The sequence below is a fragment of the Exiguobacterium acetylicum genome (assembly GCF_019890935.1).
Classification (GTDB): Bacteria; Bacillota; Bacilli; order Exiguobacteriales; family Exiguobacteriaceae; genus Exiguobacterium_A; species Exiguobacterium_A abrahamii.
The window spans coordinates 2,719,376-2,743,908 of sequence record NZ_CP082333.1 but is presented as its reverse complement, the minus strand read 5'-3'; the positions used below and the strand labels follow the sequence as shown (position 1 = coordinate 2,743,908).

Annotated in this window: 26 protein-coding genes; 18 read left to right on the top strand and 8 right to left on the bottom strand. The window is 45.8% G+C overall.

What is annotated here, in order from left to right:
- Positions 1-180: 180 nt before the first annotated feature.
- From K7G97_RS14185 to K7G97_RS14175, 3 genes are all read left to right on the top strand, one after another.
- The gene (locus K7G97_RS14185; RefSeq protein ID WP_223040858.1) at positions 181-1,581 is read left to right on the top strand and encodes an Ig-like domain-containing protein; all 1,401 of its coding nucleotides are present in this window, start codon (positions 181-183) and stop codon (positions 1,579-1,581) included.
- A 21-nt stretch (positions 1,582-1,602) separates the two neighbouring features.
- A complete protein-coding gene (locus tag K7G97_RS14180) occupies positions 1,603-1,998 on the top strand; it encodes a DUF5011 domain-containing protein (protein ID WP_262415836.1) in 396 nt (131 codons plus the stop codon).
- A 62-nt stretch (positions 1,999-2,060) separates the two neighbouring features.
- Complete coding sequence (locus K7G97_RS14175) at positions 2,061-2,960, top strand: hypothetical protein (RefSeq protein WP_223040856.1); 900 nt, start codon at positions 2,061-2,063, stop codon at positions 2,958-2,960.
- A 44-nt stretch (positions 2,961-3,004) separates the two neighbouring features.
- Here the strand turns inward: K7G97_RS14175 and K7G97_RS14170 are convergent, their stop codons facing one another.
- On the bottom strand, positions 3,005-3,451 hold the full coding sequence (locus K7G97_RS14170) for a hypothetical protein (protein WP_223040855.1): 447 nt from the start codon (positions 3,449-3,451) through the stop codon (positions 3,005-3,007).
- Positions 3,452-3,654: 203 nt separating this feature from the next.
- On the opposite strand from K7G97_RS14170, the gene K7G97_RS14165 reads away from it, so the two are divergent.
- From K7G97_RS14165 to K7G97_RS14155, 3 genes are all read left to right on the top strand, one after another.
- Positions 3,655-5,181, top strand: a complete 1,527-nt coding sequence (locus tag K7G97_RS14165; RefSeq protein ID WP_223040854.1) for an FAD-dependent oxidoreductase — start codon at positions 3,655-3,657, stop codon at positions 5,179-5,181.
- 236 nt (positions 5,182-5,417) lie between these two features.
- The gene (locus K7G97_RS14160; protein WP_149427860.1) at positions 5,418-6,437 is read left to right on the top strand and encodes a Delta(5) desaturase DesA; all 1,020 of its coding nucleotides are present in this window, start codon (positions 5,418-5,420) and stop codon (positions 6,435-6,437) included.
- 157 nt (positions 6,438-6,594) lie between these two features.
- Positions 6,595-7,107: a VanZ family protein gene (locus K7G97_RS14155; protein WP_223040853.1), complete on the top strand. Its 513-nt coding sequence runs from the start codon at positions 6,595-6,597 to the stop codon at positions 7,105-7,107.
- A gap of 52 nt (positions 7,108-7,159) precedes the next feature.
- Here K7G97_RS14155 and K7G97_RS14150 read toward each other — a convergent pair whose 3' ends face one another.
- Positions 7,160-7,354, bottom strand: a complete 195-nt coding sequence (locus K7G97_RS14150; protein WP_223040852.1) for a hypothetical protein — start codon at positions 7,352-7,354, stop codon at positions 7,160-7,162.
- A 384-nt stretch (positions 7,355-7,738) separates the two neighbouring features.
- Between K7G97_RS14150 and K7G97_RS14145 the strand changes: the two genes are divergently transcribed.
- Positions 7,739-9,187 (top strand): ankyrin repeat domain-containing protein, encoded by a 1,449-nt coding sequence (locus K7G97_RS14145; RefSeq protein ID WP_223040851.1) that lies wholly within the window; start codon positions 7,739-7,741, stop codon positions 9,185-9,187.
- A 61-nt stretch (positions 9,188-9,248) separates the two neighbouring features.
- Here the strand turns inward: K7G97_RS14145 and K7G97_RS14140 are convergent, their stop codons facing one another.
- Positions 9,249-11,345, bottom strand: coding sequence for a 5'-nucleotidase C-terminal domain-containing protein (locus K7G97_RS14140; RefSeq protein WP_223040850.1), 2,097 nt, complete (start codon positions 11,343-11,345; stop codon positions 9,249-9,251).
- A gap of 371 nt (positions 11,346-11,716) precedes the next feature.
- Here K7G97_RS14140 and K7G97_RS17525 point away from each other — a divergent pair, with 371 nt between their 5' ends.
- The 3 genes from K7G97_RS17525 (at position 11,717) to K7G97_RS14130 (ending at position 13,943) form a co-directional block, all read left to right on the top strand.
- Entirely contained in the window at positions 11,717-11,839 is a 123-nt protein-coding gene (locus K7G97_RS17525; RefSeq protein WP_262415762.1) for a hypothetical protein, read from the top strand.
- A gap of 337 nt (positions 11,840-12,176) precedes the next feature.
- Entirely contained in the window at positions 12,177-12,974 is a 798-nt protein-coding gene (locus K7G97_RS14135) for an ABC transporter permease (RefSeq protein WP_230088492.1), read from the top strand.
- A gap of 15 nt (positions 12,975-12,989) precedes the next feature.
- A complete protein-coding gene (locus K7G97_RS14130) occupies positions 12,990-13,943 on the top strand; it encodes an ABC transporter ATP-binding protein (protein WP_058705433.1) in 954 nt (317 codons plus the stop codon).
- 148 nt (positions 13,944-14,091) lie between these two features.
- Here K7G97_RS14130 and K7G97_RS14125 read toward each other — a convergent pair whose 3' ends face one another.
- Positions 14,092-14,673: an LOG family protein gene (locus K7G97_RS14125; RefSeq protein ID WP_223040849.1), complete on the bottom strand. Its 582-nt coding sequence runs from the start codon at positions 14,671-14,673 to the stop codon at positions 14,092-14,094.
- A gap of 79 nt (positions 14,674-14,752) precedes the next feature.
- Between K7G97_RS14125 and K7G97_RS14120 the strand changes: the two genes are divergently transcribed.
- Both K7G97_RS14120 and K7G97_RS14115 read left to right on the top strand, forming a co-directional pair.
- Entirely contained in the window at positions 14,753-14,926 is a 174-nt protein-coding gene (locus K7G97_RS14120; RefSeq protein WP_023469413.1) for a hypothetical protein, read from the top strand.
- Between the two features lie 292 nt (positions 14,927-15,218).
- Positions 15,219-15,557: a hypothetical protein gene (locus K7G97_RS14115; protein WP_223040848.1), complete on the top strand. Its 339-nt coding sequence runs from the start codon at positions 15,219-15,221 to the stop codon at positions 15,555-15,557.
- 15 nt (positions 15,558-15,572) lie between these two features.
- Here K7G97_RS14115 and K7G97_RS14110 read toward each other — a convergent pair whose 3' ends face one another.
- The gene (locus K7G97_RS14110; protein WP_223040847.1) at positions 15,573-16,460 is read right to left on the bottom strand and encodes a helix-turn-helix domain-containing protein; all 888 of its coding nucleotides are present in this window, start codon (positions 16,458-16,460) and stop codon (positions 15,573-15,575) included.
- Positions 16,461-16,830: 370 nt separating this feature from the next.
- Here K7G97_RS14110 and K7G97_RS14105 point away from each other — a divergent pair, with 370 nt between their 5' ends.
- From K7G97_RS14105 to K7G97_RS14095, 3 genes are all read left to right on the top strand, one after another.
- On the top strand, positions 16,831-18,036 hold the full coding sequence (locus K7G97_RS14105) for a hypothetical protein (RefSeq protein ID WP_223040846.1): 1,206 nt from the start codon (positions 16,831-16,833) through the stop codon (positions 18,034-18,036).
- Positions 18,029-18,766 carry a class I SAM-dependent methyltransferase gene (locus K7G97_RS14100; protein WP_262415761.1) on the top strand — a complete coding sequence of 246 codons (738 nt, stop codon included), beginning with the start codon at positions 18,029-18,031 and terminating at the stop codon, positions 18,764-18,766. Before K7G97_RS14105 ends, K7G97_RS14100 begins: the two co-directional genes overlap by 8 nt.
- A 141-nt stretch (positions 18,767-18,907) precedes the next feature.
- On the top strand, positions 18,908-19,219 hold the full coding sequence (locus K7G97_RS14095; RefSeq protein ID WP_064299316.1) for a hypothetical protein: 312 nt from the start codon (positions 18,908-18,910) through the stop codon (positions 19,217-19,219).
- A 39-nt stretch (positions 19,220-19,258) separates the two neighbouring features.
- Here K7G97_RS14095 and K7G97_RS14090 read toward each other — a convergent pair whose 3' ends face one another.
- Positions 19,259-19,678, bottom strand: coding sequence for a helix-turn-helix domain-containing protein (locus K7G97_RS14090; protein WP_223040845.1), 420 nt, complete (start codon positions 19,676-19,678; stop codon positions 19,259-19,261).
- Between the two features lie 208 nt (positions 19,679-19,886).
- Between K7G97_RS14090 and K7G97_RS14085 the strand changes: the two genes are divergently transcribed.
- Both K7G97_RS14085 and K7G97_RS14080 read left to right on the top strand, forming a co-directional pair.
- On the top strand, positions 19,887-20,411 hold the full coding sequence (locus K7G97_RS14085; RefSeq protein WP_223040844.1) for a VanZ family protein: 525 nt from the start codon (positions 19,887-19,889) through the stop codon (positions 20,409-20,411).
- Between the two features lie 16 nt (positions 20,412-20,427).
- Positions 20,428-21,423: an ATP-grasp domain-containing protein gene (locus K7G97_RS14080; RefSeq protein WP_223040843.1), complete on the top strand. Its 996-nt coding sequence runs from the start codon at positions 20,428-20,430 to the stop codon at positions 21,421-21,423.
- A 64-nt stretch (positions 21,424-21,487) separates the two neighbouring features.
- Here K7G97_RS14080 and K7G97_RS14075 read toward each other — a convergent pair whose 3' ends face one another.
- Both K7G97_RS14075 and K7G97_RS14070 read right to left on the bottom strand, forming a co-directional pair.
- Positions 21,488-22,246, bottom strand: coding sequence for a homing endonuclease associated repeat-containing protein (locus K7G97_RS14075; RefSeq protein WP_087681443.1), 759 nt, complete (start codon positions 22,244-22,246; stop codon positions 21,488-21,490).
- 28 nt (positions 22,247-22,274) lie between these two features.
- Positions 22,275-23,540: an O-antigen ligase family protein gene (locus K7G97_RS14070; RefSeq protein WP_223040842.1), complete on the bottom strand. Its 1,266-nt coding sequence runs from the start codon at positions 23,538-23,540 to the stop codon at positions 22,275-22,277.
- Between the two features lie 338 nt (positions 23,541-23,878).
- Between K7G97_RS14070 and K7G97_RS14065 the strand changes: the two genes are divergently transcribed.
- Complete coding sequence (locus tag K7G97_RS14065; protein WP_262415760.1) at positions 23,879-24,514, top strand: YveK family protein; 636 nt, start codon at positions 23,879-23,881, stop codon at positions 24,512-24,514.
- Positions 24,515-24,533 lie beyond the last annotated feature (19 nt).

Here is a 24,533-nt window from a genome sequence, read left to right as displayed (position 1 = left end):
ACTATTCAAAATCATTCGTAATACATTGAAAAAATCGTCTAGGTACTACTGAAATCCTGAGGATTCGATTGATAGAAGTAATGAAATACGGAACAATTCTTTATTGTGAATAATATAGAATTAAATGGAATATATATTCATTTTAATTCTGTTCATAAAAAATCAAAGAGGAGCAAACACATGTCGAATTTCTCGTGGAAAGCATTCATCGTACCGACACTCGTCACTTCATTAATCTTACCCGTACCGTTTTTAGAAGTCGAAGTCGCACACGCGCAAATCGAACAACTGCATCTTCAAGAAGCAGAAATCAATCTAGAAGGAGGTATCTATAGTAGTCCTCAATTCGTGACGTTTTCTGTAGAACCGAATCAAAGTGTCTATTATACCCGAGATGGATCTGAACCGACCGAGGATAGCCATAAATATTACTCGGGAAATCCGATTTTCTTGAATCAGACGACGCAGCTCAAGTATGTGACGATTGATCGAGAAGGAAATCGCTCAGAAGTGAGGTATCACAACTATTCGTTTTATCATGTGAATCCGCTCGCGCAATCGGAAACAAAAGTCAAAGGAGTTGGAGTACCGGGGATGAAGCTCCAATTTCGCAGTGGTCTTCAGCTACTTGCCGAGGCAACAGTGGATGGAAACGGTCAATTCGAATCTGACATTCCGCAGCAAACTACAGGAACTGTCTTGACTGTGAACGCCATTTATAATGACCAAGAGACGAGTAGTACGCTTGAGGTGCAGGAACAACAGAGCGTTTATCTCGATGTCCCAACGTCCATCAATGATGATCAGCTTCGAATCACAGGAACGACTGAACCTTTTGCAGACGTCACGGTCACGAGCGAAACATTCAGGAAAGAAACCTTTGGAGCGACAGCTGACGAGTTTGGAAAATTTGCAGTTGATTTTGGATATCCGGATAGCGGAAAGCATATCAAAATCGAAGCACAAGTAGAAAACCGTATCAGCGAAACGAAAGTCGTCTGGTTAAACGATGTGACGGCACCTGAAGTCCTACATGTCGGGAAATTACCAGAAACGCAAACGATGTTACCTGTCGCGACGGAAGGAGAAGACACGATCATCGAAGTGTATCGCGGTCAGGAACGGATCGCGATGCGTCATACTGGTCCGAGTCGCTATGCCGACATGTATTACATCGATTTGCCACGTCAAAGCATCGGTACGCATTTAATGGTCTACGTTAAAGATGTGGCAGGTAATCGTAGTCGTGGGTATGAAGTCATCGTTGAACCGAATAAACCAGCTGTTCCGTTTCAAGTACATGGTTTGAATAATCGATCGAACCTTATTTCTGGAAAGACAAAATCCGGTTTTACGGTGACTGCTCAAATCGGACAAGAACAAAGAACGGTTCAAGCAAATACACAGGGTAAATTCACGATGAAAGATGTCGTGTTAGTTGGTGGAACAACTGTCTTCTTTGAAGTGAAAGATAAAAAAGGAGAAGTAGTCTATGACATCATGATCCCGGTTGATGATGTCATCGCTCCACGCATTCAAGGTGCGTTAGAAAAGACGATTCCTGCAGGACGTCGATTCTAACCGTTCCGGGATGTACGTGTAATCGATGAGACGAACGGTGATATTACAGACCGCTTAGAGCTTGAAGGAGAAGTGGATGTGAATCGTCCAGGTCGTTACTGGTTGACGTATCGGGCTAGTGATTTTGCGGGGAACTACAGTCAAGTCAAGCGAATGATCATCGTCAAAGATCAAGCACGTCCTACTATTTCAGGAGCAGATGATGTGACGATTAAGATGAATGAAACGTTCCGACCGAAGCGTGGCGTGACCGCATTTGATGAAGTAGACGGAGATTTGACGAAAAAGATTCAGATTTCAGGAACCGTCAATACTTCTAAAAAAGGTATTTATCCGATTCTCTATTCGGTAAAAGATGCCTCAGGCAATCAGACAACTGTCATCCGGAAGGTGCATGTCGTTCGAACGAAACCGTAATTGACGAAACTGGGACTGTTCTAAATATGGAACAGTCCCACTTGTAAAAAGGAGATGAAATAATGGGAAAGCCATTAAATCTAGTCGTAGCGATATTTCTGTGTTTCACTTTTCTCCTGATTGAATCACTACCTGTTCAGGCAAGCACAAGTAATCAAGCGGAATTAACCCGTCAGGTGAAACTGTTGAAGAAAAGCAAGTTAGCGGGTGGATATAAAGCCAGCGAAGTCGTGACCGTTCGTTTGTTAGGAAACGAGATGCCAGAGACATTTACGATTTACGAGCGTGGAGTCGGGTTGAAGGATGTCGTGTACAGAGCACAAACTTATCAAAAGAAGGCGAAACAATGGAAGACGATTTATAAACGATTTTCGTATGATCAGCAAGGTCTATCTTTTGTTTTGGATAAAGGAAAACTACTGGATAATGAACTGGAACATTTAGTCGTTGGTCCTTTCTTTGGCAGTGGAGGAATCATTATTCCTGAAGTCGTTGGTTCAATCGATGGAAAACACGTCAAACGATTACTGGCACCCAATAAAAGTTATGCTTTTGGACAAGTCGTCATTAAAAATAACACCCTATACGCTGGAACAGCCTCAATCGTCTATGACACGTACCGTTTTGAAGATAAACGATGGAAGCATCGGATAGGGAACGGTCAGGATGATCGTGATCTGGCAGGTAAGGTGACGAAATTACTGAAGCTGAACCGCACAGGGAAACAGGGGTATTTCAGCACATCTCGTCACGTTAGTTTGAAAAAAGGAGATACTTTTGCAATCGTTCGGGAAGATCCAAAGGACGAATCCCAGTATCTTTATCGGACGCTTAGAAGTGGACCGAGTAAAATTGATTGGAACGGTTATCATCATATCGCATTAAAAGCCGGAAACGAAATATGGGATTTTCAAGAGTATAACTACGGCTTACAAACGAAGCTTTACTTTAAAATTCGTTAATCAAAAATCCTCTTCCCAATTGATTCGGAAGAGGATCTTTTTGTTTAGTGAGACAAATAAGCAAGCAGAAAACCTTCTTCCAGTTTAACGTGACGAATCGAGCGGTAACGAGCATGACGGAAAGGAAAATAGAAGGAAAGATCGACGGTCAGAAGTCGATTTGCATAACGCAGATAAGGTGGACGAATGAGATAGGTTTCATTAAAGGATTCGGTATCATGAGGACAGACATCAAAGACTTCGAACGTGATGGTGCGTTTATCGACTGCCCGCAATTGGAGCGTCAATTCGACCGGTAAGTCACGCTCTAGACCATAACGTGTCAACGGTACAGCGGCTTGAAGGTGAAGATGCGTCGGACGAATCGTGACGCAGATATCTGTCAGTTCTGGAATTTCTTTTGTCAGCACACTGGCAAGGTCGAATTCATCAATACTTGCTGCAAGCGTAAAACGACGAAAGGTCTCAATTATATGGCGCCCCAGTTTCATGAAGTAAACTCCTCTCTTATGCTTATTAACTGTAGTATAAACAATAATAAACCTAATTATTCCATATTATTTTTCATTAAAGTAAATTAATTCCTTTGAATTAGAGCTTCTTTTTAAAACAATATGATTTACGCATGTTTTTGCGTCGTTCAGGGAACGATTAAGCATGTCATCTGTCGTATTTTTTCGAAAGGAGTTTTTTGATGCCTTACTTATCTGGATTTCCCTCGTCTTATTGGAAACAAAGCGCACCTGCCACTTCCTATCCCGCTCTCAATCAAGATACTAAGCATGATGTCGTCGTCATTGGGGCTGGGATTGCTGGACTCGTCACGGCCATGCAATTGACGGAACGGGGATATGATGTCGCTGTGATCGAAGCAGGTGACGTTGCTGCCGGTACGACAGGTTATACGACGGCTAAAGTTTCCTCACAACACGGTTTGATTTACGACACGCTGATCCAAACCGTTGGCGAGGAGTCAGCGCGACTGTATTATGAAGCGAATGAAGAAGCAATCACGTTTTTACGTCATCAAGTGGAACGACTCGACATTGCCTGCGAACTTGAAACGCAAGACGCTTATCTCTACGCGGCAACATCAAAAGAGCAAGCGATGGAACGGGAAGTCCGTGCCTATGAACGGTTAAGGTTAAACGGTGGCGAGGCGACGGAAGAAGTCCGAAGTAAGTTGCCGTACGATGTTAAACGAGCTGTCGTCTTGCGCGATCAAGCGCAGTTCCATCCCGTCAAATATCTTCAAGGACTTGCGCAACAAATTGTCCAACAGGGTGGGAAAGTGTATGAACAGACACGAGCCGTATCGCTCGAATCGAATCGGACGCCAACTGTCATCCTGGAGAACGGTCACCGAATCGAGGCGAAGAAGGTCGTCGTCGCGACCCATTTTCCATTTCATGACTTCAAGGGCTTATACTTCTCAAAACTCGAAGTCCATCGCTCGTCTATCGTGTCGGGTCAGGTCGATGAGACGTTTCCAGACGGGATGTTCATGAGTGCCGATCAACCGAGTCGTTCTCTGCGTCACACGCGAACAGAAGACGGGCGTCTCCTTGGTCTGTTTGGCGGTGAGAATCATTTGTCCGGTCACGAGACGGAGACGATGCAACGCTATGAACATCTTGCTGACTTTGCACGTAGTGAATTTCATGTCGAGTCGTTCAATCAGTTTTGGTCAGCGCAAGACTTGATTACGCTCGACAAGATCCCCTATATCGGACAGATGACAGCGGATGACCCGAACGTGTTCGTTGCGACCGGCTTTGCGAAGTGGGGGATGACGAACGGTATCGCAGCCGGATTGTTGCTGAGCGATTTGTTGACGGGAACCCCCAATCGTTTTCGCCATTTATTTGACCCGACCCGATCGAAGCTAAAGGCGAAGGACGCAACACAGTTCGTCAAGAACAACGCGGACGTCGCCATCGAGCTTGTCAAAGGGAAGCTGACGAAAGCACGTCGTCGAGCCGATGAATTACAGCTGGACGAAGGTGGACTCGTCACCCATCACGGGAAGACGGTCGGTGGATACCGCGATTCGGAAGGGAACCTTCATCTCGTCTCGACGACCTGTACCCATATGGGGTGCGATACGAAATGGAATGAAGCAGAACGGTCATGGGATTGTCCGTGTCATGGTTCACGATTCGGTCCGACAGGAGAGGTGCTAGAGGGGCCAGCTGTCAATCCACTTAAATCGATCGAGTAAGCAGAGGCACTTGTCTCTGCTTTTTAAATTTTAAAAAAATATTTCGTAGACGATTTATGATATGTGCTATAATTACCTGGTATTAAAAATATTTTAGCGATAAACAATTAGAGTGCCGCTTTTGAATCGTGTTGTAGAGGCACCGTCACGACCACCGCTCACTGGTTTCATATTTTAGTTTCACTATTTTACTTAGCGTCGTGAACGCTGAAACAACCCGAGGAGGAAGCACCACTATGAGTAAAGAAAAGATTGCCCAGCTGCGCAAACATGTGTCGCCGTTTGAAAAGGCAGACATCAAAGCCAGCGTCCGGCAGATGATCAACACGATTCTGCCATTTCTCGTCCTATGGTTTCTGGCATATCAGGCCCTGAAGCTATCTGTGTTCCTCGCAATTCCTTTGGCGATCCTCGCCGCTGGATTCGTCGTCCGGATGTTCATCATCTTCCATGATTGTACGCACGGTTCATTCTTCAAGAATAAGAAAGCGAATGCGATCGTCGGTACGATCACTGGTATTTTGACGTTATTCCCGTATGAGAAATGGAAGCGAGAGCATTCGATCCACCATGCATCAAGTGGAAATCTCGATAAGCGCGGTGTCGGTGACATCTGGGTCATGACGATTGAGGAATACATCGAAGCGTCACGCTTCACACGCCTCAAGTATCGTCTGTACCGGAATCCACTCGTCATGTTCGGTCTTGGACCGCTCTTGTTGATTCTCGTCTCGAGCCGCTTCAATCGGAAGGATGCTCGCAAAAAAGAACGCATCAACACACATGTCATCAATGCGTCGCTGATCGTCCTGTACGGTATCCTGATTTACTTCATTGGCTGGCAAGCCTTCTTGATCATCCAAGGCACGACAATGTTCACAGCAGGCGTCCTTGGAATCTGGTTATTCTACGTTCAACATACGTTCGAAGACTCGTACTTCGAGGATGAGAGTGAATGGGATTATGTCAAGGCGGCAATCGAAGGTAGTTCGTATTACGAGTTGCCGAAGGTCTTGCAATGGGTGACAGGAAACATTGGCTTCCATCATGTTCACCATCTCAGCCCGCGCGTCCCGAACTATCATCTCGAAAAAGCGCATGTCTCGACACCACCACTTCAGAAGGCGACGAAGATCGGTTTATTCTCGAGCCTGAAATCGCTTCGCTATAAACTATACGATGCGAAGAACAGAACGTTCGTGACGTTCCACGACATCAAACACCTCTTACGCGAACCAAAGACGTCATCGTTGTAAGGAACTGCACCTCGTCCACTTGGATGGGGTGTTTTTTGTTGTGTTGGAAGCAAAAGAGGGAATCAACAGGTAACTAGAGTAAGATAAGTCCGCCTTTTGGCGTATGTTCATGATGAGCATCCATGGTAGGATGTACTAATAGAAAGGAGAGTGCAGGATGCGCCGGATACCCATTTCCGTTTATATAGGAGGAGCCATCTTACTTTCCTTATTCGTCTTCAGTTCGATGACGTACCAGCAACAATCCTTGATTCCGTTTTTGACGCAACATATCCCACTCGATTGGGTGTATGCATTTTCCTTCGTGTCGTTCCATTATGAAGTTCCGATCAGTGTCGCGTCACTGGGACCTGCAGCGTTCCTTGAGTTTTTCATTCGGAAGGGAATGCACGCTGGATTGTTCTTCATCCTTGGGATCAGTATCGTTCATTTCTTACGTGGACGAGGCTACGCGGCATTACCAGCTGCCTTTTTTTCCTTCACGACAGCGATGACGATTGGTGTCATGGATGAATTCCATCAACAATTGACGGGTGGACGAACGCCACTTGTCGGTGATGTGTTGATTGATGGCAGTGGATCATTGATTGGTATCGTATTGTACACAGCAATCCGTCTTTATTTGAAAGCTGATCAGATTGTGCGAGAGCAAGAACAGCGGCGTGCATGAAAATAACCCATCGTCTCAATCACATGACTGAGGCGATGGGTTATTTTAGCGATTAGAATCGTTGTACCCATTCAATTTTATACTGAGTGCGTCCAAATTCTTTTCTTAACATGTTGTCGGCTTTTTTTCGTGCTGTCGTGTGATCGCCTGCGCGTACGTTTAATCGATCTGTATCGATGACCTCATCACCGCGTAAAACTTGATATTGGACAGTATAGTCCTTTTTCGTAAAATTAAATAATCCCAAGAATTTCACTCCCATAATCTTCTTCCTGTTAGTTATTATATGGTATCCCAAATATTTCTGCAATCAAAAAAAGTGACTTTTGTCCTACCTATAAATAAAAAGATAGTGGTCCGAACGACAGGTTGCTTTATTATGAGAATTGCGTATGAATGCTGAAAAATCAATAAAAACCGCTCTAAAATAGAATGTATGAAATTTTATTCCATATATAATGAATAATCAGGAAAAAAAGTTACGTTATCAAAGGATAGGTGAAAATATAAGTTATCTGAATATTCTTTTGGTATGTTAGGAAAGGATTCCCTTGGAACTTCGAGGGAATAACCGTTAAGATAAGAAGGAAGAGAAAACGGTGAATTACGTGATAGATGAGGGAGATGACGCATGGAGCAGGAGACGAACGAACGGATTGATCCCGCGCACCGGATCAGAAGAGCGGTGACCCGCAAGGAGACCACCTACTTTAGTTTGTTGTTAGGCATCGCCATCGTGACGGTCGGTGCGATCATTGGATTAGTCTTTGAAACAGGGCAGCCCGGTATTTATGTGATGGTGGGTCTTGTGATCCTATTGTTAATACTCTGGCTACGACAATGGCAACGGGTCTCCCGGATTCGAAGTGAAGGAGTTCGCTTGAGTGCCGAGCAGTTTCCAGAGTTGTTCGAGCAAATCCGTATACATACAGAACAGTTGCAACTATGGCGGATGCCAGAAATCTATTTCCAAGATGACGTGAAACGACCGCACGTCATTGGTCTATTCCAAAAATATTTGATTGTCCTACCGACGTCGTATCTAGAATTGACAGAGATTCGTCGTTTCCGATTGTTACTTGAACTGGCACGAATCAAACGGAACCATCAGGAAAAGCAAATCTTACTATGGATTGGCAGCTGGATTCCGTTTTTACGTCCGGCTTACATGCGGGCATGTGCTCGGACCCGTCATCAGATGGTCCTACCACTTGTTTCGCCCGTATACGCGCGACAAGCCATGTTTGAGGATGTGCTCGGACCAACACTTCTAGCAACGACAGATACAGTTATCTATGTCGAGGAGAAACGGCAGCGACGGACGTTTTCTATCTTATTGTATGAAGCGTTACAAACCGAACTTTCTTTACTCGAACGGTTGCACTTAACGGGTGAGCCAATCGAACGTCCACGACCACTCTTTCGATATAGTCAAGGCTTCGTCGTCGCAGGTAGTATTCTACTCGCAATATTCCTCGTTAGCACGACGGCAGGTATGCTGTTAGACGGAGGGGCGATTGAGGCTAAAAAAGAAGCGAAAGAAGCGAGTGAAGAGAATGTCACGGCGAAGACGAGCGGTCAGGATCTCAACGAGACGGAGTTGATGGCAGCGATTCAAAAAGGGAAACTCGAAGACATTCATCGATTAATTCCGGAAAGTGATATGAAGGCAGTCGATGCCGATGGCGATACGGCATTGCATTATCTCGGGTACCGGAAATCGAGCACAGGACTCGAATCGGTCTTTAAGGAGTTGCTCGCAGCGGGCAGTGATGTCGATGCTGTCAATGAGTTTGGCGAACGACCGTTCATTACGGCAGTCTTCAGTAACAACGATGAGCTCGTTGATCTGTACTTGAAGCGAGGCGAAAAGGTCAATCAACAAGATGCCGACAAGTTCACGCCTCTTCATCACGCTGTTGAAGGGGAAGGGAACGAGACCGTCAAGCTCTTACTCGAGCATGGTGCGGATCCGTCGATCAAAAACGCGGATGGCTTTACGCCACTTATGTTGGCACAAGAGTATGAACTCGATGAAATCATTGAGCTGTTGAAGCAAAACTCAGCGCAGACACTATAACACAACAACCGCAGGCGTTCTCGAGTGAATCGAGAAGACCTGCGGTTGTTTTTTGTTCGTATTAGTTTGGAAGTTTTGATGTATCGACGATGCGACCTTCAATCTTGTAGTCGACTTGACCAAGTGATTTCGTGAAATCACGTAGGTTTTCCCAGTCCGAGAGACCGAGGTCCGTGACGCGACCAGCTTTGTAAGCTGTCTCGAATGGTGTGAGACCATCGCCACCTTTAGCTGTGAAGGCATTCGTTGCGATGACATATGTCTTCGCTGGATCGATGACTTCGAATGTGCCGTTGTTATTGACTTCCATCTTCGTGACGCGTTCACCGGCCGCTTTTGTGCTATCGTATTCGAATTTCATACCAGAGACGTGGAGGAAACCACCATTTTCTTTTGGTGCAATCCCGACACTGATTTCGAGGAGAGCCTTGATTTCTTCTCCTGTCATTTTCGCTGTCGCAAGTGTGTTACCGAATGGAAGCGTCGTTAAGACTTCACCGACTGTCAGTGGTCCGGCATCGATAGCAGCACGGATACCACCACCGTTTTGCATCGCGATGACTGTATCTTTATTGTATTCTTTTGCTTTTTTGAGCATCCCGTCCGTGATCAAGTTTCCGAGAGCTGTTTCGCTGTTACGGACACTGACTTCACCACGTGGGTTTGGAAGAGCGTTGACGATATTCGCACCGACTTCTTCGTTTTTCAATTCAGCGATTTGATCGGCATATGGTTTGAGGATTTCAGCTGCACGGACGTCTTCAGCTGCTTTTGAGACGTCGATCAGTGATCCGTTGTACTCCGTCAACTTCCCTTTGTAGTCGAACGTCAAATCAAGATTTCCGAGGAAATCACCGTATTGGTATGCTTGCGCGATGATCGTTGGTTCTGATTTGCCTGGTACGACCGTTTCGTCGACGACGACTGGTTTTTCAAGTTTCGTATGCGAGTGACCACCGACGATGACGTCGATCCCGTCGACGTTACGTGCGAGCAGTTGATCGTTATCGATTGCTTCGTTGTCATCGAATCCGATATGTGTCAAGGCGAAGATTTTATTGACGCCACGATCTTCGAGTTTCTTCACGGCCGCTTTCGCACTCGTGATGTAGTTCGCGAACGCCACCGTACCTGGGCTTGCGATATCAGCCGTTTCTTCTGTCGTCAAACCGAAGAAGCCGATTTTTTGTCCTTTGTATTCCTTGATGATCCCTTGATAGATTTTGCCACGCTCTGGTCCGGCTGTGATCGTTTTCTTTTGTAGACCGTTGAAGAGTTCATTTTTACTGAAATCGACGTTCGCCGTGATGAACGGGAATTTTGCTTTCGTGACAAAGTTTTTCAAAGCGATGTTGTTGTCTGTATCGCCGAGATCGAACTCGTGGTTACCGAATGTCATCATGTCGTACTTCATGTAGTTCATCAGTTCAAGATCCGCTTGTCCAAGGAACTTGTTGAAATAGAGTGATCCAGAGAAGACGTCACCAGCATCTAAAAGAAGCGATGGTTTACCTTCTGCGCGGTAAGCAGAGCGAAGTTCTTTAATGACAGTTGCCCGCTTCGGTGCTTTATCGAGGTTTGCATGCGTATCGTTCGTATGCATCAAACCAATCGAGAAGTCATCCGTGTTGACGTCGAGCACCGTGATTTTTGCTTTTAATGTAATCGTCTTACCAAGACGCGTATAACTTGCGACCGCATATTTCACACCCGCTTCGCTCGTATCCACCTTCGACCAGCGGACTGGCTTGTCATAGATGCGACCTGTCGCATAGAGAACAGCTAGTGTTTTCGGCAATTCTGGTTTTTGATCGACATAGATCGTCTGATCCGCGACCTTCTCGACGAACTTCACTGCGTAGTTCTGAATGTAGATCTTGATTTCGATTGGATTCTTTTTCTTGCCGTATGTGCCTTTGACCGTTTGATAACGGTTGAACGCATGGCGATCGTAAGATTTCCACGTGATCTTCTCACCTTTATATGTAGCAGGGAGTTTGACCGGAGCACCTTTCGTGAAGACGAGTGACTTGAGTTTGACCGTTTTGACTTTGACATGTGTTGCAGCCGAAACTGTCGTTTGAGCAACGGGCACGATTGCCGATGTCGTCAGGGCGACAGCAACAGCTGCCGCGTAAAGCGGTTTTGATTTGTACATACGTAAAAATCCTCCTTCAAGAGTGGGGTATGAATGCAAGGTCGCGATGCGATCGTTGACCTCTTCTTCTACTATAAAGGGTTCGGAAAGCTTCGTGGGATGAACCTTTTGTAAATAACGTAAATTCTTAGGTCCGACGACAAGACAACCCACGGAAGTCGTTTGCTCGCAAGCCTTAGAATCCGAACGTTCGCCTTCACAATAAAATGATAACGCTTTCATTATATCTTGTCTTAATTAAAAATGAAACGAAAGAATATTACCAATCGTTAAACATTCCCATTAAATGTCGATTTTTTAGTGGTTATGAATTGCTAAATATTGTATGATATCAGTATATAGACAGTTCGGATGAAAAGAGGCAACGATGGATGAATGATACGATTCGAGGCGGTGTCCTCGTCGGCATTATTTGTGTGATCACGCTCCTCCTCGTATGGGGGCTCGCATCACCGCCGACGACGATTGAGTTTCCACATTTTAATCATGCGTAAGGAAACAAACTAGGAGATGACCGGTGGTGGACCCGCCGGTTTTTGTCGTGCCTGAAAAACTACAGTTTGGTGTCGGTTCGTCCAATACATTGACACGCTTTTTCACGATAGCTAGAATTGATTAAGTGTATATAGGAAGTATTGCTTCTGCCATGCACGAATGAGTGGACAAAGGAGGCGAGTCGGAATCGACCGGGCAAGGTCCCGTTCACACGGAGAGAGCGTTCGTTTGAGCAATCGCGGACGGCATCTGTCTTTTTTTGAGTGGAATCAACGAATATGAAAATAAAATACATGTATCATGAATCGGAAGGAACTTACACTTATGCTGAAAGAAATGAGAAGTATCATCCGGGAACAGGTGGAAAATTTCCCCTTGATTCGCCGGTTGGCGCGATATGAAATCAAATCAGCGCATGCAGAGCAACGCCTTGGCCTTTTATGGGAGCTCCTCAATCCGGGTCTCCAAATCTTCATCTATTGGTTCGTCTTTGGGGTCGGTCTTAAAGGAAATAAGAACGTGGATGGCGACATTCCATTCATCGTTTGGCTCCTTTGCGGGATTGTCGTCTGGTTCTTCATCAATGACGCATTACTTCGCGGCTCGAACTCAATCAACAGTCGTCTCGCAATGGTGACGAAGATGCGTTTCCCGATGAGTGCGATTCCATCGTATGTCATCCTATCGCGGATGTATCAACATTTTGCGATGCTCTTGATCGTCTTCATCGTCATTATCGCAAACGGTATCCCAATCACATGGAAGTTACTCCAGTTGCCGTATTATATGATCGCGACGTACATTTTCGTCTATGCGTTCTCACTTTGTTTTTCAACACTCATCACACTCGTCAAGGACATCCAGCTCTTCTTGCAATCGATGATGCGGATGCTCTTTTATATGACACCGATCCTCTGGAACATTGAACGGTTCCCGGACTTCTTACACGGCGTCCTTCGTTTGAACCCGGTCTTTTATCTCGTCGAGGGATATAGAGCAAGCTTGCTCGGAGGGCATTGGGTCTGGCAGGAGTGGCCGACCGGTCTGTATTTCTGGAGTGTGACACTCCTGTTGTTCACAGCGGGAACATTCTTGCACATCAAGTTCCGTAAATCATTCACTGAGCTCGTCTAAGGGAAGGAAATCGCCATGTCTATGATTAAACTCGACCATGTCACGAAACGCTTCGACATGGTCACGACTACGAAAGAAAAATTCAAGCTCTTGTTCAAGAATCAAAGCAAGAGCGTTAAAACATTTACTGCACTACGCGATGTCTCGCTCGAGATTGGATCGGGAGAAGTCGTCGGACTCGTCGGTATCAATGGATCGGGTAAATCGACGTTATCGAACTTGATCTCAGGCATCATCTATGCAAATGAAGGAGACGTCGCGATCAATGGTGAAGTTGCGATCATCGCCGTCTCACAAGGATTAAAGAACGTCCTGACAGGTCGTGAGAACATTCGCTTGAAGTGTCTCATGCTCGGGATGGACGATGCGGAAATCGAACGTCGGATGCCCGGCATCATCGATTTCGCTGATATCGGTGACTTTATTGATCAGCCGATCAAGAAGTACTCGAGTGGGATGAAGTCGCGTCTCGGCTTCGCGATCGCGGTCAATGTCGACGCTGACATCCTGATCGTCGATGAAGCGTTATCGGTCGGGGACCAAACCTTCTATAACCGCTGTATCGATAAGATGAACGAATTCAAGGAAGAAGGCAAGACAATCATCTTCGTCAGTCACTCGCTCTCGCAAATCAAGAGCTTCTGTGAGCGGGTCGTCTGGCTCGAGTACGGTCAAGTCCGCCTCGACGGAACGACGAAGGATGTCTTGCCGGAGTATAAGAAGTTCCTCGCTGAATATAAGAAGTGGTCGAAAGAGGAACAACATCAATACCGTCGCGATCGCTTGAAAGAACAAGCAGCAAATGCGCGGTCGGGTAAAGAGAACGCGGATTCAGCGGACACGGTCAAGCATCCAGGTTGGATTTTGTCGGGTCTTGGTCTCATCGTCCTCGCAGCAGGCAGTTTGATGGTCATTGACGAGACACCGTCTTTGACGAACCTCAGCGACGCGATCTTGAAGTTCTTTTAATGTTAAGCCAGATGCATGCGCATCTGGTTTTTTTGTGCGGTAAAGTAGGATTCTTACGTGAGCGTAGAGAAAATGAGTAACGAGAGAGAAGTAGAATCGGAAGAGCTTGGAATCCATACAAAAAACGGAGTCGAGGACTCCGTTTGCATCAAGTTTGTGAGCGATCCATATAGGTTTTGACGTGTGGCGCTTCATACGTCGCGAAACGTTCAAGAAGACGATCAGAATCTGACTCGACGATCAGCATCGCACGATGTTCCGGAATCAGGAATCCTTGACGTTCCATCGTGTCAAATAGGGCGATCAAGGGATCATAGTATCCGTCGATATTGAGTACACCACACGGCTTTTCGTGTAGACCGAGTTGCGCCCACGTGAAGACTTCAAAAAATTCCTCCATCGTACCGGGACCACCTGGAAGAATGATGAAGCCGTCAGCGAGTTCTGACATCTTCGCTTTTCGTTCATGCATCGAGTGAACGAGATGCAGTTCAGTCAGTCCAGGGTGGGCAAGTTCCTTTTCTTGTAGAAAATGAGGCAAGACACCGATTGCCTGACCTTGAGCAGCAAGCGTTGCGTCCGCGACAGCCCCCATCGTTCCAACACGGGAACCGCCGTATACGAGTCCGATGCCGCGCGCGGCGAGCGCTTGACCAAGCGTACCCGCTTCCTCGCGAAAGACTGGGCTAGCACCATCTTTGGAACCACAAAATACAGCAAGTCTATTCATGAAACAGAACCTCCTTCGTTATCTTCACCATAGCATATTCGGTGATCAGACGGCAGAGTAGACCAGAAAGGAGATCGATATGCGACCACGTACGATTGTTTGGCTCGTCCTAATTATCGCAGCAATCAATTTAGGACTTGGGATATGGATGCCGGATACGTCGACGCGAACGACGATTAGTTCAATACTACTAGGTGTGATTGTCGTCCTCGGTATCTTTTACGTCATCGCGTTACGACAATCCTCAAAATAAAGAGAGCTCGTTCGATTCGTAGGAGTTGGACGGGCTCTCTTTTTGTCTGTTATAGAATTTTATCATGATGGAATATTCAAAAAAATCTATTTTCATACACAATTTCGACACATTGATGGATGATTTGTAAAAAACACACAGTATTAAGGACATATGACCCGAGTCAAAAGTCATATAAAGTGAAAATAATGTGTAAAATACCATAATTATTCGTATTCGAATATTCAGAGGGGGTCTAAGGTTATATGATGTTGTTACGAAGCCATACGAAAAATAATAGGAGGTTATTTAAATGAACTTGAAAAATAAATTAGTCGTAGCTAGCACAAGTGCTTTATTAGTATTAGGACTTGGTGTGTCAGTATCAAACAATGCCTCACAAATTACCGCAGGACATCTTCCACCAGAGTACTCAGTTAAGAATGTAGCAGCAGGACATCTTCCACCAGAATACTCAGTTAAGAATGTAGCAGGACATCTTCCACCAGAATACTCGGTTAAGGATGTAGCAGGACATCTTCCACCAGAGTATTCAGTTAAGAATGTAGCAGGGCATCTTCCGCCAGAGTACTCAGTTAAGAATGTAGCAGGACATCTTCCGCCAGAATACTTGGTATTCGACAAAGCTTAACTCAGTTTGATCTAACTAAACTAAACTAGAATGAGAAAGATGCGTTTTATGGAATTTAATTACTAAATTTTTATACTCAGTCATTCCCAAAATATCGAATATAGTATATGCCTTGACGAATGAATCTGTAACTTCTTGTGATTCAGGAGAAACATATTCCATTAAATATGCTTTCTGATAATAAAGCTGTCCGAGTAATGACATATCCTTGAAGCGTATACTGAGATAGATACCATCATCGATATGTTTTAGAGCCCTCTCATTTTGTTTAAGTTCTACTAGTACTTTCGATAAATTGTATAATAAACGAATTTTTTCTACTAATATCTCGTCTGTATCGTAACTAAATGTGAGTAACTCTTCATAGACCTTTAAACCATAGTTAAAATGATTTTTTTCATAATAAATCGTAGCAATAGCGGATTTTATGCGGAAAATCATTTTAGGTGAATAAAAGTACTGGACACATTTCTCTGCCAAACGTTGTAGTTCGATAATACAGGTACGGTAATCGATATTACCTATTCTAAATGAACTTAGATGCATGTAATAAGAGTAAAGTGTCGCTAGTTCACTGTTAGGATCTAAGGAATTTAATTGTTTTTTAGATACAGCCTGAATTTCAGAGTATTCGCTGTTTTGAAATTTTGTTAAAAGTTTGTCATCAACGATTCGTAATGATTCTAATGAACTTTTCTCATTAAGAAACATTGTTATGGGTACTTGTAATCGCTTTGATAAAGCATACAATAGTTCGACTGTCGGTGAATGTGTGCCACTCTCGATCTTACTGATCTCTGCTTGACTGCAAATTCCGTTCGCTAAATCCTTTTGTGTCAGATTATGTTTCTTCCGCAGTCGGCGTAATGCTAAGCCGATTTGCGGTGACATGAATTGATCCATCGGCTCCTCGTCCTTTCGTGGAGATTGAACTGGTATAGGGTACCAACTTCTATTATAGAAGCGAACTAAACTAGATACTACTGATTTACTCGATTTCGTATCAATGTTTCAACGACCATCTCACTTGATTCAGAAAGGGGTACACCCATGACACTCATCTTAAAAGAAACGCGACGTAACATGACTTCATGCGCTTGGTGTCTCAATCCTGCTACCGTCTCCGTCGCCCCCCTCGCTCATCGGGAAATGGACCGGACTGCTACGAAACCTAAGGCAAACGTTAAATCGGCTTAATCCACACAAAAGGACTTCATTCGGCTATTAGAATGAAGCCCTTTTTTCAATCATTTGATGAGAAAGGAGAGAGGACATGATCGGATTATCGCTTTTATCGGAACAAGACGGCTGGCTGCAACGTTCTCTACCATCGCTTGATCTGCAAACGTTTTGTGAGACGCACCGTATTTCGCTCGACGCGTTTGATTACGACACACATACGTTCCATGATTTACTCGATTATATGGATTTTCAGGAGTATGAGCATTACGTCTTCGTCCTCCAAGGGGAAGGCGAACGGACGTTACGACTCGTCGCGTATTTGCAACACGAGATGTTGCATGTTCAGTTCCACTTGATTCGTCCAAATGGAGAAGTCCTGTTTGGACAACCGGATTTCCTGAATGGTCTCTTCTTACCGCAGGAAGACATGCCTGCTTCTGCATCCGTTCCAGCTGTCCATCATGCGCTCCTCTCATTGATGACAGGTGTGTACCCAGCGTCGGTGCCACATCATCCGCAACCGTTGCGTCATGTCTACATCGAAGACAGCTCATTACTGGAGAAGATTCCGGCAAGCAATTTCCAGGCGATGACGATCAATAGTGTCATCTATTTCGATCATCCGATGCGTCACGATTTACCGATCATCGAACTGATGAGCCGGACACCGATTCTGTTGACGTTTTCCGATCGTCTTTCTCCCTCGCTTAATTCGCAACTAACGGTCTTATCGCGTGACGCGCTAGCAGAGCGATTAGTGGACTGGCAACAAACGGGGCGGATTCAAAACGATCAATCGATAGGGATCCTTGATTATGCGACGTTAAGTGGATTACGCGTCTCGCATCGACTGTTCTTCTTTGCGGACGGGATTTACGCCGATCGACAGAAGACGATTCAGTTAAGTGCAGACCTATCCGTTGATATCGAGTCTTTCCGAGAACAGCAACCTCAACCTGACGCGCTGGCATCACAAACTGAATTAGAGCTGTTTCCGTTGCTGTATCAACTAGCTGGAACGTTTCAAGGAACGAGCCGTTTCATCACACCGTACTCTGATCTCGAATTGCCTCGGACGTCCGGGCGAATCGGACCGTTGACGTTGATCGGCATTCAAAACGAGGAAGGTTGTTTTGCGTTCGACCGGACGACGTTGCGTCTATTTGAGACGAACGAAGCATTTCTCTGGATTCTCGAAGCGGATCAAAAAGAACAGTTCGACGTATTACCGGAGCGACTCGGCGCAGATTATGCAGAAGCGATTCAGCATTACAAGGAGTTGATGTATCATGGGTGATGTCTTATTTGGTCCATTCTTGCGTAAAGGGAGCTACTCGCGCGTCGAAGTGCTGAATCATGTTCAGGCGGATGAACGATTCGGTCAATTGTATCAGGAAGCGCAACAGTTAACTGAGGTCGATGAGCTGATGCTGTATCGGCGTTATTTACGAAAAGGGGAGCGGATCCTGTTTCATGGAACGTTTGATCCATCACTCTTTAATCTCTTATCGGATGAAGGATACGATCTTTATCTAATCGAACCGGAAGCTGCGCGGACGAAACAGATTGCGGAGAAGTATCAGCATAAGATTTACGGCTGGAGTCATGATGTGACGGACGTTGTCGGTCCTGAGTACTTTGACCGGATCATCTTACCGGGAACGACGATTTTACGTTATACGCGTGGGGAGTTGCTGTTGTTCTTTCGAAACATCCGTCAATTGCTACGACCAAGTGGACGACTGCTTGTGTCCTTATATCATGTCGATCATCTAAAATCGATGGCGCATCCGATTGCGACGCGACGTTTTCAAAAGACGTTGCTGTTTTATGGCTATCAAGTTGACGGCGAACGTTTATTGTTCAACGCCTACCTCAAATCGGGCAAAGAGGAAAAGGTCAGTTATGCGATTGAATATTTGTATGAGCCGAACACACTGTTTGAATTTGCGACGTTATCACGCTATCAAGGACAATTTCTTTATGAAGGAAAAACGATGCTGGTACTGGAATTCGAAAAACAGTAGTCGAATAATATAATGTAACGATATAATTAAAAACATATGTAATATACTGGTTTGGATAGGTCTAAAGACTGGGTAATGTGATAGAGTAGTTTCCTTTTCACGATTCGAAGTACATCATGAGAAAGAGGAGCCGGACACATCATGGAAAATCAGAGCGGAAGTACCTTTCAGCAAAGCTGTTTATCGTTCATTGAGACCTTGTTTCCAGATGAATCTTTTTACTTCTTAGAAGAATCGAAAGCAACGGACGCCTTTGGGCATCCCGGTCGACAATTGTTCTTCTCTTCACCGGTCCGTACCCTGAAATTCAGCGTACTCGCGCAGGCGCATCAGCGCTACGCACGCGTATTCGTATCCGAGAAAACAAGTGAGAATACGTTTTTTCGTCAGTTACTAGAAGCGACATATGAAGACGGACAATTGTACATTGACCATATTGTTCAAACGGAATAAAAAAAGGAATCAAAATCAGCTGATTTTGATTCCTTTTTTTTACGCCTCGATGGAGGAAAGCCCTCGTTTTAGTGCCTGATCAATGGACGTCGCCATCTCATCTCGGACGTCCGCTGAGACGAGGCGACCATCGAAATAGATTTCCTTTGATAGACTGAGGTGAACGAGTAAGTCCTCGAGAATGAGCTTCAGATCAAGCGGTTGCGAGGGTTCAAGCGCTTGTTGCATGAATTCATTCAACGAAGGATGCTGTACATACTTCGGATCGATGAGATCAATGACCGTCGTGTCTAAAGCAAGAGCCAATCGTTCCAGGACTTGAGGAGAGGGCATGCGCTGACCACGTTCGTAAGCGGAGATGTCCGTTGCTGATTCACCACATCGTTCAGCTAAAAACTTTTGAGTATACTTGTGTTGTTTGCGCAGTTGCATGATTTTTTTACCTAGTGCACGATTCATGGCACTCCACTCCTATTCTTCAGGTCATCGTGTATAGTACTAATTAACCACTTTCATTATAAAAGAAACCTTCGAAATGTAAAATATCGTTTTTCAAGGAAACTAAAAAATTAATTTGGGTTAAACTAGAAATTGAATTTTAGAAAGAATCCGCCAATTTTTTGAGGTCCATGCTATTCTAAAGTGATATTAAAAAAGGAGTGTCTTCATGAAAAAAATCACGTGGTCCGGCTACGTCGTCCTTGCCGTTCTATTGATCCTCTTCATCTCAAGTTCGATGCCGTATCAAGCGCAATCCATCAAACCAGGATTATCCCGATTCATTCCGTTAGGATTCGTCGATCATCTGCGTTTCATCTCCTTTTCCTATCATGGAGAAGTCAGTGTCGCCGCCCTTGGACGAAGTGGCTTCATTGAATTTTTCATCCGAAAAGCAGCCCATGTCTCGACATTTCTCGTATTAGGGATCGGATTGATCGATTTAACACGTCGTCGTCTGACACCAGGACTTGCCGTCTTGTTCGCCTATTCGTTAGCGATCACGGTCGCTGTTTTTGATGAATTCCATCAGATTTTGACAGGGGACCGGACTGGACTCATCCAAGATGTCTTACTCGATGGAACGGGTGCCTTGATTGGAATTGGATGTTATGTACTCATCTATAGGAAAAAAGTCCGACGCCAAGCAGGAAGTCTTTCCTTCGAGCACGAAAAGAACAGGCATCACTTTTAACGAAGGAGACTGCCCTATGAAGACTTCCCATTTGTTGATGACGAGCGTTGGTCGCCGGACAAAGCTGGTCGAGTATTTCGTCCGTGAGATGCCGGACGGTCACGTCAGTACCGCGGACTGTAGTCCACTCGCACCGGGTCTCTATATGACAGAACGTCACCATCTCGTCCCCCGCATCGATGCACCGGATTATATCGATCACTTACTGGAATTGTGTCAGCGCGAACAGGTGACGGCGCTCTTGTCATTGATTGATCCTGAACTGGAATTGCTGGCAGCGGCGACGGAACGGTTTGAAGCCATCGGTGTCACAGTCCTTGTCTCACCGATGGATGCTTGTCGTCTCTGTTTCGACAAGTACGCGATGTATACGTATTGTGTCGCGGAAGGAATCGCGCATGCGCGGACATACGTGACGCTTGAGGCTTTCCGAAATGCACTTGCGCAAGGAGAGGTCCAGTTTCCGGTCTTCGTCAAACCACGCAATGGGAGTGCCAGTCTCCATGTCCAGGCAGTTTCTTCACTTGAGGTCGTCGAAGGATTATTCGCTACCTATCCCGATTTATTGATTCAAGAATACTTAAGAGGACAAGAGCTCGGTGTCGATGTCTATGTCGACTGGTTGACGCATGAAGTGACCGATATCTTCATCAAGGAGAAACTCGTCATGCGTGCAGGGGAAACGGATAAGAGTCGCTCCGTTAAACGCGACGATGTCTTTGAAATGGTCGAGCAGGTCTTACATGGAACCGGTCTCGTCGGACCGCTTGATTTCGACCTGTTCGATGTTGACGGAACGCTCTACCTATCGGAAATCAATCCGCGATTCGGTGGGGGATATCCACATGCTTATGAATGCGGCGTCAATTTTCCGAAAGCGATCCGAAACAATTTGCAGAGACGACGTAATCCCCGACGCATCGGGGCATATGCGGAAGACATCTATTTATTGAAGCACGACACGGTGACGCTGTTGCCTGCATCTCTGCTTGAGCAAATCAAAAAACCATAAACGCACGAAAAAGGAGTGACTCGGTAGTGATACCGGGTCACTCCTTTTAGGTAGAAGAGCAGAATCAAGAAAGAGAGACGCGTGCACGCTTGAGGCATTGCACGGCGGAGGTCCAGCTACCGAAGAGAGCGTTGATCGTCGAGGTACTCGGAACCGAACGACCTTCTGCCCATTTCCGGTAATGAATGATACTGAGGGAAGGTAATTCTTCTTGTGCCTGCCGCAGTGCTTCAAGGACATCTTCTTCGACCCATTTCCGGCGAGGCGGTGCGATGTCGAGGCAAGCGAGGGCATCTGCCCATGAACCGTATTTACGGGCAATCGTCGCGACTGTCGGATGACCATTTTCCTGTGCCCAAATCGCATACGTCTGTGTCGTCAGACGGGGGAGGACATCAGAAGCTTCGAGTAAGGCTGTGATGATCCGTTCTTCGGTCATCGAGATGGAACGTGTCATCTCGATTTGTGCTTCTTCCAGTGCGCGTGACCAAGAACCGAAGCGTAAGTTGATCAATGTCAAGGATGGTCCATGTTTCGCTTTTGCCCATTCCCGGTAGCTGTTGCTATGGAACGGGTGTAAGCGTGTCGATGCTTCCTTGATGAAAGCAAGAATCTCTTCATCTGAAAAGTACGGACGGATTGATGAGAGACCAGCCGCTTGGAGTGCTTCACGCCAAGAGCCAAATACATTGATGATCGTCGTGATCGATGGAATGTCTTTTCCGACCGACCAGCGCGCATACGTCTTTGCGTCGAGAGCGGGATATTCGATACTAGCTTCGATTAGGCTATCGATGACTTGTTGTTCTGTCCATTTCTTCATGATGTCATACCCCTTTCATGTAGGTGCTCTAGGTGTGGGTACTGTCGTGAGGTGGAAGTCGACGAAGCGACGTATAAGCGAGAAGGCTAAGCCAAATGAAATAAAATCCACTCGGTCTGACGAGAATGCTTTCCGTGAATTGAAGTAGTCCGAGCCAGCTAGCAAGCAACAGGGTGAGAAACGCGAGATCCGTCGTCTGAATCCGAAACAGTCGATAGAACAGATACAGAAAGACTACACCGTACAGCAAACAACCGATCAGTCCGAATTCATAGAGATAGGTAATCGGTGTGCTGTGGAACGTATAAAGAACTTGTTCATTCAGTTGCTCCTGCAGTCCGCGTGGAGCACTTCCGATTCCGTGCCCGAACCAAAGTGAATCAGCGGAAGCACGCCATCCTGCCTGCCAAAGCGTAGATCGTCCGTTGAGACTGAGCAAACGGGGAAGCAGTCCTTGAAATGCAAAGACGGCTAGGAGGATCAAGCTACCCATGACGTAACATGCTGTCACCTGCAACCGTCTCGTTCCCGGAACCATTCGAATACTCGTCAGCAGAGCAAGGAGGAGAAAAGAATAGATACCTGTCTGCGAACCGCTTCTGAGTAACGCGATGATGATGAGAAGGAGGAGTACGGCGTGCAGAAAGCTTTGCCGACGCGGGAACTGTCTGAGCAGATAGAACCAAGCAAACAGTCCGCCTGGAACAAGCCACGCTGCAAACGTATTCGGATTATTCATCAGACCAGCGAGGCGAAGGAACGAGCCTTGTTCCCCGACGTACAGTTGAGGAAACGACAAAGGACCGATTCGAAGCCATTGCAGGTTTTCGACCGGGACATACTCTGAACCAAAGGAGACGATGAGGGCATAGGAAGCGAGAAAGACGGCTTGTCCATAAAGAAAGTGACACAACAGTCGTTGCCATTGTTCGATCGATGTACACGAGAGCGAAGAGACGATGCCAACGAACAGCCAAGTCGAGATGAGGTAAAGCGAAGCAAGAATATGATCTGTATTCGTGTTAAAGAAGAAAAAAACGATATGAAATGTCAGATAAATCAGAAAAATGAGTGCAATTTGATGCCCAGTCGCTCGGTTGGCGCGATAGAACGGTCGTAAGATGAGCCAACAGACACTGAACAGAACGATGTAGACCGGAAGCAACCAAAGAGACCACTGTTTCGGCAACACTTCGTCCGTGAAGGATAAGGGACGAATCCAAGCATCGAGCATAATCCAAACGACTAGGATGGATAAGGCAAACGATGTGGGTATATTGGCTGATTTTAACATGATTTCTAAAGACTATCCACCCTTCATATAGGACTTATTACCGATTTGAGCACTTTTTAATCATCAAATTGGTATTTACCCTTATCTTTCAAAACATCATGTAGATAAATGAAAAAATATTAAGGAAAACGTGATCATTTTTTCGTGAATCGCGTTTTTTTCGTGATATGAATTCATGCTGTGAACTAGTGTCACGCAAGCGAGATAGCTACCGAAAAAAATATAATCATTTCCACCAAGCTCTAATTGTTTTGGGAGTCGATTGGAAATAAGGTGTAGACATAACCAATGTCCATCCATTCGGTCAAGCCAGAAAGAGGTGAACAACAGTGAGCTCGATGCATCAAAGAAAAACCTTCGGAGATCATTTGACGACACTCCGACGCGGCTGGTGGTTACTCGCACTCTTCATGATTCTCTTTGCGGGAGCCGGATATGCGCTTAGCACGTATGTCATCCCGAAGACATACGAGGCGACGGCCTACATCCTCGTCGTTCCTCAAGCGAACGCAGAGACGACATCGACGCCGACACTCGTCAGTACCTATCAAGATATCCTACGAAGCCCAGAGGTCGTCGATCAGGTCGCCCAAAAAATGGACGTCACCGACAAGCGATTATTCGATTTGACGGATCGTCTGACGGTCTCGAGCAATCTGGATTCGCAAGTCATCGCCTTATCCGTCACGGATCGTTCGGCGGAGCAGGCAGCCATCCAGGCGAATACGATGACGGAAGTCTTCCAGGATTATCTTCCACAACTGATCAACACGAGTAAGACTGAAGTGTTCTCGAGTGCACGGATTCCAACGAATCCCGTATCACCGAACATTCTGATGAATACAGGAATCGGTGGTGTCCTTGGTCTGATGCTCGGACTCCTGATCGTCTATTCTCGCTCGCTAAACAAAAAGGAAGCGACACGTGAATCCACTGATAATTATCCGAAAGCGATTCCCCGCAGTCATTCATAAGAGAGGAGAGGAGACACCG